The sequence below is a fragment of the Paracoccus zhouxuedongae genome (assembly GCF_041927815.1).
Lineage (GTDB): Bacteria > Pseudomonadota > Alphaproteobacteria > Rhodobacterales > Rhodobacteraceae > Paracoccus.
Genome location: NZ_JBHFHM010000011.1, coordinates 1 through 12,510 on the forward strand (window position 1 = coordinate 1; position 12,510 = coordinate 12,510).

Sequence of the window (12,510 nt, forward strand, 5' to 3'; positions counted from 1 at the left end):
GGTTTTTTTCTTTTTTTTTTTTTTTTTTTTGTTTTGGGGGACCTTCGTTGTTGTTTCCCCTCCCCCCCCCCCCCCCCCTGCGACAGATGGACATCAGCCTGACCCATGCCATTGCGGACATCGACCCCGCCGACTGGGATGCCTGCGCCTGCCCCGAGACAGCAGATGGCGGCCGCCCGCTGGACCCGTTCACTACGCACCGCTTCCTTTCCGCGCTCGAGGGCTCTGGCTCGGTCGGGTCGGGCACCGGCTGGGCACCCCACCACCTGACGCTGCGCGACGGCGGGCGGCTGGTGGGCGTGATGCCACTGTATCTGAAATCGCATAGCCAGGGCGAATATGTCTTTGACCAGCCCTGGGCCGAGGCCTTTGACCGCGCCGGTGGCAGCTATTACCCCAAGCTGCAAGCCGCCGTGCCCTTCACCCCGGTGCCGGGCCGCCGCCTGCTGACCCGCCCCGGCCACGACCCCGCGCCGCTGCTGGCGGCGCTGGCCGATCTGACCACGGGCAACGGCCTGTCATCGGCCCATGTGACCTTCTGCACCGCCGATGAGCCCGCGCGCGCGCCCGAACCGTGGCTGGTGCGGCTTGGCCAGCAATACCACTGGACGAACGCCGGCTACCGCGATTTCGACGATTTCCTGTCGACGATGGCGGCGCGCAAGCGCAAGGCGATCCGCCGCGAACGGGCCGAGGCGCAGTCCTTTGGCGGCCAGATCGAGGTGCTGACCGGCGACCAGATCACCGCCCCGGTCTGGGATGCGATGTGGGGGTTCTACCAGCACACCGGCGCGCGCAAATGGGGCCGCCCCTATCTGACGCGGGCCTTCTTTGATCTGGCGGCGCAGCATCTGGCGGATGACTGCCTGATCGTGCTGGCCCGCCAGGGTGGCCGGCCGGTCGCGGGGGCGCTGAACCTGATCGGGCGGCAGGATCTGTTCGGCCGCTATTGGGGCGCCGTGCAGGATCACCCCTTCCTGCATTTCGAGCTTTGCTATCATCAGGCGATCGACTGGGCCATCGCCCATGGCCTTGCTCGGGTGCAGGCGGGCGCGCAGGGCGATCACAAGCTGGCGCGCGGCTATCTGCCGGTGGCGACCCATTCGCTGCATTACATCGCCCATCCCGGCCTGCGCCGCGCGGTTGCCGATTACCTTCTGGCGGAACGTCAGGCGGTCGGGCAGGATATCGAGGTATTGACCGCCTATGGCCCGTTCCGCCGCGGCCCCCTTCAGGATCAGACATGACACTGACGCTGTATACCAACCCGATGTCGCGGGGCCGCATCGCCCGCTGGATGCTGGAGGAAATCGGCCAGCCCTATCAGGTCGAATACCTGGGTTATGACGGCGCGATGAAGGCCCCGGCCTATCGCGCCATCAATCCGATGGGCAAGGTGCCCGCCCTCGTCCATGGCAGGCGCACCGTGACTGAGGTGGCGGCGATCTGCGCCTATCTGGCCGATGCCTTTCCGCAGGCGGGCCTCGCCCCTGTGCCGGATGACCGGGCCGATTACTATCGCTGGCTGTTCTTTGCAGCGGGTCCGCTGGAACAGGCGGTCGTCAATCAGGCGCTTGGCGTTCAGGTGCCGCAGGATCGGCGCGGCATGGTCGGCTATGACACGCTTGAGACGACGCTGGATGCGGTCGATCAGATGCTGCAAGGCAGGGACTATGTGACCGGCCAGTTCAGCGCGGCGGATGTCTATCTGGGGTCGCATCTGGCCTGGGGGATGCAGTTCGGCACCATCGCGGCCCGCCCCGCGTTTCAGGCCTATGTCGCGCGCGGCATGGCCCGCCCGGCCCTGGCCCGCGCCAATGCCGCCGACGATGCCGCGATGGCGGCGATGCAAAAAGGCTAGGCTGTGCTGAACCCCGCCGATACCGCCTTTGTGGCGACCCTGCCCGACGGCCTGATCCGCCCGGCCGAGCCGCGCGACCTGGATGAGCCGCGCGGCCGCCATCTGGGGCAGGGGGCCTTCGTGGCCTGCCCGCGCAATGTGCAGGACGCCGCCGCGATCACCCGCGCCTGCGCCGCCGCGCAGGTCGCCATCCTGCCACGCGGCGGCGGCACCGGGCTGGTGGCCGGATCGGTGATGCCGACCGGCCCCGCGCCGCTGATCGTCAGCTTTGAACGGATGCGCGCCATCCGCGCCAGTCATCCCCGCGAAAACACCCTGATCGCCGAGGCCGGCGTCACCCTGACCGAGATCCGCACCGCCGCCGAGGATGCGGGGCGGATGTTCCCCCTCGCGCTCGCCTCACAGGGTAGCGCGCAACTGGGGGGGCTTTTGTCCACCAATGCGGGCGGGGTGAACGTGCTGCGATGGGGCAACACCCGCGATCTGGTGCTGGGGATCGAGGCCGTGCTGCCCGACGGCAGCATCCTGAATGGGCTGAAACGGCTGCGCAAGGACAACACCGGTTACGACCTGCGCCACCTGCTGATCGGGGCCGAGGGCACGCTGGGCCTGATCACCGCCGCCAGCCTGCGCCTGGTCACGCCGCCCGCGGAAACCGCCACCGCTCTGATGGTTGTGCGCGACCCGTCAGCCGCGCTGGAGCTGCTGGCCCTGGCCGATGTCCATGCCGGGGGCTGCATCAGCGCCTTTGAACTGATCTCGGGTCAGGGTCTGGCCTTTCTGGCCGAGGCGGATATCCCCCACAATCCGCCCTTTGCCGCCACCCCGCCCTGGATGGCGCTGATCGAACTGGGCCTGCCGAAGGGCAGCCCGGCGACGGCGATCCTTGAGGCGATCTTTGCCGACGCCGCCGAGGCGGGGCTGGCCGATGACGGCATCATCGCGCAATCCGACACGCAGCGCGCCGCGCTGTGGCACCTGCGCGAGGATATCCCCGCCGCGAACCGCAAGATCGGCGCGATTGCCAGCCACGATATCGCCCTGCCGCTGTCCGACTTGCCCGATTTCATCGCCGCCGCCACCGCCCGCCTGACCGAAGGCCGAGACCTGCGCATCAATTGCTTCGGCCATCTGGGCGACGGTAACCTGCATTTCAACCTCTTCCCCGCACCGGGCCGCAACCGGGCCGAATACGACCCGATCCGCGCCGAACTGACCGGCATCGTGCATCAGATGGTGCTGGAACGCGGCGGGTCGATTTCTGCCGAACATGGCATCGGGCGGTTGAAGGCCGCCGAACTGGCCGCCAGTGCCGACCCCACCCGGCTGGCGGCGATGCGCGCCATCAAGCAGGCGCTTGATCCCAGCGGCATCATGAACCCCGGCGCGGTCTTGAGTATTTAGACAAAGAGGAAATGGCATTTTCCTCTTTGAACAAATACTCACGCGAGCTCAGTCACCCTCGAACGACGCCAGGGCGTGAACCTGCATCCCCAGCCGCTCCAGCAGGGCGCGGCCGCCCAGGTCGGGCAGGTCGATGACAAAGGCGCAACCCACCACCTGCGCGCCCAGGCGTTCGACCAGCTTGATTCCGGCCTCGCAGGTGCCGCCGGTGGCCAGCAGGTCATCGACGATCAGCACCCGTTCGCCGGGTTGGATGGCATCGTCATGCACCTCCATCACCGCCTCGCCGTATTCCAGCGTATAGGCCTGGCTGATGGTCGGGCCGGGGAGCTTGCCCTTTTTGCGGATCGGCACGAAACCGACCGAAAGCTGATGCGCGACCGCACCGCCCAGGATGAAGCCGCGCGCCTCAAGCCCGACCACGCGGTCGATCTTCAGCCCGGCATAGGGTTGCAGCAGCTGGTCGATGGCCATGCGAAAGCCGCGCGCATCGGCGAACAGCGTGGTCACATCGCGGAACAGGATGCCGGGTTTGGGGAAATCGACGATGGTGCGGATGTAATCCTTGATGTCGCGGGTCATTGCGGGCCTTTCCACAGCCGCCCGGCAATCGCCTCCAGGCGGGTCATCATTTCGGGGTCGCGTTTGTCGGGGGCGGTCATGATCGCGTGATCCAGCGCGCGATCACAGCCCTGCGGGCAGGGGTGGGCGGGAAGGTGGGCGGGCAGGGCGGCGATCAGCGCGCGGGCGGCCTGGGCATTGCCCTGCATCGTCGCCACCACCTGCGCCACATCGACATCCGCATGATCTTCGTGCCAGCAATCGTAATCGGTGACCATGGCGAGGGTGGCGTAGCAAAGCTCTGCCTCACGCGCGAGCTTGGCTTCGGGCATGGCGGTCATGCCGATCACGCTGCATCCCCAGGATCGGTAAAGCTGGCTTTCGGCCCGGGTCGAGAACTGCGGCCCCTCCATCGCCAGATAGGTGCCGCCGCGGTGGATGGTGACGTCCAGCCCGGCACCGGCCGCCGCGAGCGCATCCGATAGCGCGGCGCAGACCGGATCGGCCAGGCTGACATGGCCGACCAGGCCGGGTCCGAAAAAGGTTTTGTCGCGCGCAAAGCTGCGGTCGATGAACTGGTTGACCAGCACGATATCGCCGGGGCGGTAATCCTCGCGCAGGCTGCCCACGGCCGAGACGGCGACGACATGGCTGCACCCCAGCATCTTCAGCGCGGCGACATTGGCGCGGTAATTCACGCTGGTCGGGGTTTGCACATGGCCGCGTCCGTGGCGCGGCAGGAAGGCCATGTCTGTCTGCCCCAGCCTCCCGGTCAGGATCTGATCCGAGGGCGCGCCAAAGGGCGTGTCGACGCTGTGCCAGCGCGCGTCCTGAAGGCCCGCGATCTGGTAAATCCCCGAACCGCCGATGATTCCCAGCATGATCTGGCCCCTTTGCAAACGCGCGCAGGTTAGGGGCTGGCGCGGCCAAGGAAAAGGCTAAAGCGGCTTGTGTTGGCGTGCTGGAACGGGGCAAGGTCGGCGGGGGCTGCTGCCCCCGATCGCCGCCGCCGATCGTCCCCCCGCAGATATTTGGACCAGGAGAATGGGCATGTCGGGCAATGCCCTTGGTGCGGTGCTGATGGTGGCCAGCATGGGCCTATTCGCGCTGGAAGACATGTGGATCAAGGCGGTGACCGCGCATCTGCCGGTGGCGCAGGTGCTGGTGATCTTCGGTCTGGGCGGCACGGTGATTTGCGCCGCCATGGCGCTTTGGCGGGGCGAGCCGTTGCTGCCCGCCGCCGTGCGGCATCCGGCGATGGCCTGGCGCGCGGTGGCCGAGATCGCGGGGCGGCTAGGCTATACGCTGGCGATCGCGCTGTCGCCTTTGTCCAGCGCCGGGGCCATCCTTCAGGCGACACCCCTGGTGGTGACACTGGGTGCGGCGGCGATCTTTGGCGAGCGGGTGGGCTGGCGACGGTGGCTGGCGATCTGCCTTGGCTTTCTGGGGGTGCTGATCGTGCTGCGGCCCTGGGGTGCGGGATTCAACATGGCGTCGGTCTTTGCCGTGATCGGGATGCTGGGCTTTGCCGGGCGCGATCTGGCGACACGGGCGGCGCCGCGCGGCCTGTCCCATGCAGTGCTGGGGTTTTACGGCTTTGCGATGCTGGTCGCCTCGGGGCTGATGCTGGCCGTGTTCTGGGGCGAGGCCTGGCTTATGCCCAGCACCGGCGATGCGCTGCGACTGGCGGCGGCGACGGTGGTCGGCGTGGCCGCCTATCTGATGCTGACCGCTGCCATGCGCATGGGCGAGGTCGGCGTGATCGCCCCCTTCCGCTATACCCGGCTGGTCTTTGCCATCGCCCTGGGCGTGCTGGTCTTTGACGAACGGATCGACGCCGCGATGATCGCCGGATCGGTGCTGATCGTCGGATCGGGCCTGTTCACACTGCTGCGGTCGCGGCGTGTCAATCGGCAGGTTAATCAGCCGGTCGGGCCAGCGTGAAGGTTTCGGTGATCGCGGCATAGTCACGATAGCCCATGCGCGCGATCAGCCCGCCGTCGGGCAGCCTTACCAGCCCATCCTTCAGGCAGTCATCGGCGATATGCACGCCCGTGACCTGGCCGATGATCAGCGAGTTCGCCTCACCCGGCAGGGCCACGACCTGCACCAGTCGGCATTCCAGCGTGGTGATCGCATCGGCCACGCGCGGGCAGTTGATGCTGGTGCATTCGGCCTTGGGCACGCGGGCAAGCGCGAACTCATCCACGCCGGCCGCCGCCGGGGCCGAGGTCGCGTTCATCGCCGCCAAATGATCGATGCGCGGCAGGCTGACCGCGAACACACCGCTTTCCACGATCTGCGCCAGGCTGTCCTTGCCGCCGGCCCGGTCCGGCTTGGCCGAGGTCGAGGCGAAGATGACCTGCGGCGGGTCATAGGCGACCGCCATGAAGAACGAATAGGGTGCGAGGTTGTCGCCCATCTGGCCGCGCGTCGCCACCCAGCCGATCGGGCGCGGCGCGACAAGCGCGTTGAAGGGGTTGTGCGGCAGGCCGTGGCCGTCCTCGGGGCGGTAGAACATGGCGCGTCCTTTCGCGGTTTGAAACCGACATAAGCCCATGTTAACCGCCTGCCAAGGCAGGAGGCGCGCATGTATCATCTGGCAGAGGAAACGCCCCACGACTGGCACGAGGTCGAGGCGCTGCTGGATAGCTGTTTCGCGCCGGGCCGCACCGCGCTGTCATCCTATCGCCTGCGCGACGGGGTGGACCCGGTGACGGCGCTGTGTCTGGTCTTGCGCGATCAGGATGGTGCGGTCGCGGCCGCGATCCGCTATTGGCCAGTGCGCGTGGCTGGGCTGCCGGTGCTGCTGCTGGGCCCGGTCGCCGTGCATCCCACCCACCAGGGCGAGGGGCTGGGCGGCCTGCTGATTCACGAAAGCCTGACCCAGGCGGTGCGCGACGGCTGGGATCGCGTGATGCTGGTCGGTGACGCGCCCTATTACCGGCGCTTCGGCTTTTCGCGGCTGGACGGCGTGGTGATGCCGCCGCCGACCAACCCCGACCGCGTGCTGGGGCTGGAGCTGACGCCGGGCGCCTGGGCTGGCGTGACCGGCCTGGTCGAAAAGGCCGCCTGACCTTTTCGCGGGCGCGCCGCGACCCCATATGATCTGGGTCCGCAGTTGAACGAGGCCGCGATGCCGCACCAACCCGCCCCGCCCCAGATCGTGCTGCCGCCGATCACCGACCCCACGGTTCACGCCACGCTGGACCGGCTGGCCCATCGCTATGTGCGGGCCGGCGGTCTGGGTATGGACATCCTCGCCTATGTCGGCGGCAGCGCCGAAACGTTGCTGGCGCGTTTGCCCGGCCCGGTGCGTGACCGCCTGGACGATACGGTCCGCGCTGCGCTGCATGGCGCGCTTGCGGCGGCGGGCACGGTCGCGCCCCCGCGCGGCGGCTTTGCCGATGGGGTGAACAGGGCGGTGGTTTCGGCCATCGGCGCGGCCGGAGGGGCGGTCGGCATCGCCGGTGCGATGGCCGAATTGCCGGTGACGATCACCGTTCTGCTGCGCACCATCCTGGGGATCGCCGCCGAACACGGGTTGGACCCCGCAGATCCCGCCACCCGCGCCGAGGCCTTGCGCGTCTTTGCCAGTGCCGGTCCGATGGCCGATGACGACGGCACCGATCTTGGCCTGCTGGCCGCGCGGCTGACCGTCACGGGCCACAGCCTTCAGGCGCTGATCGCCCGAATCGCCCCGCGACTGGCTGCGGTGATCGGTCAGAAACTGGCCGCGCAATCGGCGCCCGTGCTGGGGGCAGTCGCCGGCGCGTCGATCAATTACAGTTTTACGCGTTATTATCAGCAGATGGCGCGGGTGCACTTCGGCCTGCTGCGCCTTGCAGATGAGACCGGTTTGCCGCGCGAAGTGCTGATCGAGGCGCTGCAAAGCCGGATTCGTGCCCTTGAGGCCCGCAAACGCGCCCGCCGCGCCTGATCCGGCTTAAGTCTTTGTCAAACCTTTGCTGCGAACGTGACCCGAAGTCATGATTCGCAATGCAGGAGGTTTTCGTGACCGGCGGAACAGGAACAATTCGATGGCTCGGCCAGATCACGGCCGGCCTTGCAGTGGCGGCGGCAATCACCGCGGCAGGCGGAACGATGATGCTGGATCGCGCCGCACATGAGATGAGCGTTGTCGAGGAGGCGCGGTATCACTCCTACCTTCTGGTGGATGAACTGCGCCAATCCAGCGATGATCTGACGCGCCTGGCGCGCACCTACGTCATCACCGGCGATGCCAAGTTTGAACAGCAATACCTGGACATTCTGGCGATCCGGAACGGCGAGAAAGAGCGACCGGCGAATTACCATCGCATCTACTGGGATTTCGTCGCCGCCGGTCGACCGGCGGCCGAGGACAGCGGCGTGACCCGCCCGCTGACCGATCTGATGAAGGATGCGGGCTTCACGGATGATGAGTTTGCCCTGCTGAAACAGGCGCAGGACAATTCCGATGGCCTGGTCGCACTGGAAGTGCAGGCGATGAATGCCGTGAAGGGTGTGTTCGCCGACAGTGCCGGGAATTACACCGTCAACGGCATTCCTGACCCGACCTTGGCGCGCAATCTGCTGCATTCCGAATCCTATCACAGCTACAAGGCGGATATCGTCGCGCCGATGAACGACTTCATCGGGGCGGTCGAAGGCCGTTTTGACACGATCCTGGCCAAGGTCCAGGCCAACGAAGAAATGTGGACCTTGATTGCGATCGGCGCGGCGGCGGTGTCGGTGCTGATGGCGCTGTTGTCGGGCTTCGTGATGTTCCGCAAGATCCTGGGGCCGATGTCAGCGCTTCGTGACGCGATGAAGCGTCTGGGCCAGGGTGAAAACGTCACTCCGATTCCGGGTGAGGATCGCCGCGACGAAATCGGTGATATGGCCCGCGAAACCGCGATCTTCCGCGACAAGTCGTTCGAGGCCGTCCGTCTGTCCGAAGAGGTTCAGCGCGGCGCCGAAGAAGCACGCCGTCTCTCCGACGAACAGCAGCGCGCCGCACATGAGGCGATGCAGATGGCCGAACGCGAACAGCAGCGCATGGCCGAGCAGGTCGCCGAAAGCGAGCGGGCCAAGCTGTTCCAGGCGCAGGTCGAACGGACTGTCGAACAGGCCAAGGCCGGCGATCTGACGGCGCGTGTCGCCTTTGACCCGGCCTATGAGACCGGCAAGCGAATCGGTGGCGGCATGAATGAGATGCTGGCCAGCCTTGAGGCCACCTTTGACAGCATCGGTCAGGCGCTTGGCCAGCTGGCGGTCGGCAACCTGTCGCAGGCCATCGTCGTCGATCGCAGCGGTCGCCCCGGTGAGGTGCTGGCCGATGCCGAGGCCGCGCGGCGCAACCTGGCCGATCTGGTCGCCCGCACCCGTCATGGCGCGGATGCCGTGTTCTCACTGGTCCATGACATCAGCGAAGGTGCGGGCGAACTCGCCCATCGCACCGAAACCAACGCCGCCACGCTTGAGGAAAGCTCGGCCGCGCTGACCGAGCTGACGGCTTCGGTGAAATCCGCCGCCGAAGGCGCGGCCCAGGCTGACCAGATCGTGCAGAAAACCCGTCACCGGGTCGAGGAAAGCAACGCCGTGGTAACCGAGGCCGTCAATGCGATGGGCCAGATCGAGGCCTCGTCGCGCAAGATTGCCACGATCATCGACGTGATCGACGACATCGCCTTCCAGACCAACCTGCTGGCGCTGAACGCCGGCGTCGAGGCCGCCCGCGCGGGTGAGGCAGGGCGCGGCTTCGCCGTCGTCGCCTCCGAGGTCCGGGCACTGGCGCAGCGGTCATCCGAAGCCGCGCGTGAGATCAACGGGCTGATCTCGCAATCCGGCCTTCAGGTCACGCGCGGTGCCGAACTGGTCGGCGAGGCCGGTGAGACGTTGCGCGCCATCGTTGCGGCGGTCAGCGACATCTCGCAGCATGTGTCGATGATCGCAGCCTCGGCGCGCGAGCAATCGACCGGGATCTCGGAAATCAGCATCGCCGTCACCCAGCTGGATCAGGCGACCCAGCGGAATGCCGCGATGGTGTCCGAGACCAGCTCGTCGACCCTGGCCCTGTCGCAGCAGGTCAACGATCTGCGCGACACCGTGGGCCGGTTCCGCCTTCCCGCCGATGCCAGCAGCAGCGGCTACGGCCACGACGCCGGAATGGCCGCTTGAGGTGATGCCCCGCCACGCTGGTCCTTCAGTATGGATGGCGAATGGGGCAGAGATGAAGAACGGGCGGGGCAGCGACATCGCTGCCCCGTCTTTGCCCTGCGCCAAGGCGGGCTGAAGATGCGACTTTGCTCATCGGTCTATGTCGCGCCGAGGTTCTGTGGCGTCGCATTCATCAGTCCATGTCTTTCCGCGGCGTTGCAGCGCGCGGCCTCACCGCAAGATTGCCCTTCTGACGCGCGGGCTTTGAAGATGAACGGATTTTGGCGTGACCCTTTGGCCGCCCCGTTCCCGCTCCGACGGCAGTCCGGGCGCGCGCAGGGTCCGCGCCGGGCCTTGGCGCAGAATCGGGAAGGGGACGTCTGGCCCCGGCACGGACCGCGCGTGTCGCGCCATCCGGCCAGGCTTCGTCGCCATCGCACCTTGACCCGACTACCCCGGCTGGGCCACATCACGGCATGTCCTTAGCGAAGGAAAGACTGGAAAAATCGTGTCCGACACCGAAGATTTCGACGATGACGCGCCGACACCGGCTGCGCAGGCAACGGCTGACGGGGCCGCAGAACCCGTGGCTGAACGGGTGCCGAACTTCTATCGCGAAATCTTTCCCGCCGGTCCCTGCGACGGCTTTTACCGAAAGCTTGGCGCCCACGCGCTCAGCTTTGTCGACAGGGGCAGTGATACCCTGCTGGTGACCTTCGACAACCTGTCGGCTGCCGGGCATCCCGGCTTTGACATTGAGGCATGGGGCGGCAAGTTCATTCGTGACCGTGGCTGGAACCACCTTGGCGTCCATGCCCAAGGCCCGACATGGTATCGCGACGCCCGTATCATCGCCCAGCTTGAGGCGCTGCGTGACCAAGGCCTGTTCGCGCGCCACCGCCGCGTCACCCTGGCTGGCACGTCGATGGGCGGCTTTGCCGCGCTGGCGTTTGCGGATCTGGCCCCGGGTTGCAACGTACTGGCCTTCAGCCCGCAGGCAACGCTGCATGCCGATTACGCCCCGTGGGAGGGGCGCTTTCAACGCGGCCGCGAACAGGATTGGACGTTGCCGCGCAGCCATGCGGGCGACCACCTGGCCGGTGCGGGCAACGTCTGGGTCGTCTACGACCCCTTCGTCATCCCCGACCGCCGCCACGTCGACCTGCTGCCGATGCGGGCCATTCAGCCGCTGAAATGCTTTAACGTCGGTCACAAAAGCGCCCTCGCGCTGCGCCGCATGGGCCGCCTGAAAGAGATCATGCAGCGCGCCGTCGATGGCACGCTGGACGCCGACTGGTTCTATACCGCGATGCGCGACCGCAAGCGCATCTTCCTGTTCCGGCAGGTGATGGAGCGTCACCTGACCCAACGCGGCAAGGCCGATCGCATCCCGCGCATGATCGCGGCCTTCAAGAAACACCGCCGCAGCCTGCCGCCTGCCGGTTCGGATCGGGCGGGCTTCGTCTGATGCCCCCGTCAATGCGTGACAGACGCGGGCCGCGCGGCCTTAAAGCGACTGATGGCCAGTCGCCTGCCGCTTCACGGGGCCTGTTCCTCCAGTTTGGGCGGACTTGGAACTTGGCCACTGGCTGCGTGATCGACGCCGCAGCCTGTTGACGCACAAGCCAAGTTCGAGCGGTTCGTGAAGTTCCATGGGCGGATGGCGTGGCCGACCATCGGCGCGTCGTTGGCCTGGCGTGATGGTACGGGCTTGGTCATGCCGACCGAGAGCAATGGTCCCGATGGGGCTTGGTTCGTCCTGCAAACTACGCCATCGGTGCCGAGGTGCGGATGGCAGGCTGAGGCCGCGCGGCTGTGGGTCTCATTGTCCGACGGCGTAGCCAAAAGTCCGGCGTTTGGTCCGCGTTGCTTGACGGCGACTGTATGGCCAGTCGCCTGCCGATTGGCGGCGCCGGTTCCCCAGATTTGGCCGGACTGGGCCCCCGGGCACTGACTGCGTGAACGGCGCCGCGGACTGTTGACGCACAGGCAAAGCGCGCGCGATTCGTGAAGTTCCATGGACGGATGGCGCGGCAGACCATCGGGAGTGTCGTTTGCCTTGCTCAATGGGCGCAGGCTTGGTCATGCCTGCCGCTTGACGATGATGGTCCCCGATGGAGCTTGGTTCGGCCTGATAGATAACCATCGGTGCCGAGAGGTGCCGAGGCGTGGGGGGTAGGCCGAGGCTGCGCTACTGTGGGTCTCATTGTCCGACGGCCTAGCCAAAAGTCCGGCGTTTGATCCGCTTGGCTTGATTGCAACGAATGATCAGTCGCCTGTCGCTTGGACCGGCATGTTCCCCGGCGTGACCGGACTTGGTGCCTGACCATATGATACTCAATCGGTGCGGCCACGTCGCTCGTGCGGAGCGATGGCGGGCGGTCGAGGCTGTTCCAGCGCAGTCACGTGCGGTTCGCCTGGATTGGGCGGGCGGGCGGGCTGTGGCCTGGCCGGCGACACTCCGACGGCCCCCATCGCCTTGTGATGACGCCATCTTCGTGCGCAGCGCGCAAGGTGCCCGCGCGTCCAGCGCGCGAAGGGGA

The 12,510-nt window shown here is 66.9% G+C and carries 11 protein-coding genes; 8 read left to right on the forward strand and 3 right to left on the reverse strand.

The features are described 5' to 3' along the window. Positions 1-86: 86 nt before the first annotated feature. Genes ACEYYA_RS12435 through ACEYYA_RS12445 form a run of 3 tightly spaced genes read left to right on the forward strand, consistent with a single transcriptional unit; the run spans position 87 to position 3,265 of the window. Positions 87-1,247: a GNAT family N-acetyltransferase gene (locus tag ACEYYA_RS12435; protein WP_374801106.1), complete on the forward strand. Its 1,161-nt coding sequence runs from the start codon at positions 87-89 to the stop codon at positions 1,245-1,247. Then, positions 1,244-1,861, forward strand: a complete 618-nt coding sequence (locus tag ACEYYA_RS12440) for a glutathione S-transferase family protein (RefSeq protein WP_374801108.1) — start codon at positions 1,244-1,246, stop codon at positions 1,859-1,861. Before ACEYYA_RS12435 ends, ACEYYA_RS12440 begins: the two co-directional genes overlap by 4 nt. Before the next feature lie 3 nt (positions 1,862-1,864). Beyond that, complete coding sequence (locus ACEYYA_RS12445) at positions 1,865-3,265, forward strand: FAD-binding oxidoreductase (protein ID WP_374801110.1); 1,401 nt, start codon at positions 1,865-1,867, stop codon at positions 3,263-3,265. Between the two features lie 48 nt (positions 3,266-3,313). On the opposite strand, the gene ACEYYA_RS12450 is transcribed toward ACEYYA_RS12445, so the two are convergent. Both ACEYYA_RS12450 and ACEYYA_RS12455 read right to left on the reverse strand, forming a co-directional pair. After that, complete coding sequence (locus tag ACEYYA_RS12450; RefSeq protein ID WP_374801112.1) at positions 3,314-3,847, reverse strand: adenine phosphoribosyltransferase; 534 nt, start codon at positions 3,845-3,847, stop codon at positions 3,314-3,316. Then, a complete protein-coding gene (locus ACEYYA_RS12455; protein WP_374801113.1) occupies positions 3,844-4,707 on the reverse strand; it encodes an S-methyl-5'-thioadenosine phosphorylase in 864 nt (287 codons plus the stop codon). Before ACEYYA_RS12455 ends, ACEYYA_RS12450 begins: the two co-directional genes overlap by 4 nt. Before the next feature lie 169 nt (positions 4,708-4,876). Here ACEYYA_RS12455 and ACEYYA_RS12460 point away from each other — a divergent pair, with 169 nt between their 5' ends. Then, positions 4,877-5,770 carry a DMT family transporter gene (locus tag ACEYYA_RS12460; protein ID WP_374801115.1) on the forward strand — a complete coding sequence of 298 codons (894 nt, stop codon included), beginning with the start codon at positions 4,877-4,879 and terminating at the stop codon, positions 5,768-5,770. On the opposite strand, the gene ACEYYA_RS12465 is transcribed toward ACEYYA_RS12460, so the two are convergent. Beyond that, positions 5,745-6,347: a flavin reductase family protein gene (locus ACEYYA_RS12465; protein ID WP_374801117.1), complete on the reverse strand. Its 603-nt coding sequence runs from the start codon at positions 6,345-6,347 to the stop codon at positions 5,745-5,747. The genes ACEYYA_RS12460 and ACEYYA_RS12465 overlap by 26 nt on opposite strands. 69 nt (positions 6,348-6,416) lie before the next feature. Here ACEYYA_RS12465 and ACEYYA_RS12470 point away from each other — a divergent pair, with 69 nt between their 5' ends. The 4 genes from ACEYYA_RS12470 to ACEYYA_RS12485 all read left to right on the forward strand — a co-directional run bounded on the left by ACEYYA_RS12470 (position 6,417) and on the right by ACEYYA_RS12485 (position 11,435). After that, positions 6,417-6,902 carry a GNAT family N-acetyltransferase gene (locus ACEYYA_RS12470; protein ID WP_374801119.1) on the forward strand — a complete coding sequence of 162 codons (486 nt, stop codon included), beginning with the start codon at positions 6,417-6,419 and terminating at the stop codon, positions 6,900-6,902. A 60-nt stretch (positions 6,903-6,962) separates the two neighbouring features. Then, the gene (locus ACEYYA_RS12475) at positions 6,963-7,766 is read left to right on the forward strand and encodes an EcsC family protein (protein WP_374801121.1); all 804 of its coding nucleotides are present in this window, start codon (positions 6,963-6,965) and stop codon (positions 7,764-7,766) included. A gap of 164 nt (positions 7,767-7,930) precedes the next feature. Beyond that, positions 7,931-9,988, forward strand: coding sequence for a methyl-accepting chemotaxis protein (locus ACEYYA_RS12480; protein WP_374801123.1), 2,058 nt, complete (start codon positions 7,931-7,933; stop codon positions 9,986-9,988). 487 nt (positions 9,989-10,475) lie between these two features. Beyond that, positions 10,476-11,435, forward strand: coding sequence for a hypothetical protein (locus tag ACEYYA_RS12485; protein WP_374801125.1), 960 nt, complete (start codon positions 10,476-10,478; stop codon positions 11,433-11,435). Positions 11,436-12,510: the final 1,075 nt, after the last annotated feature.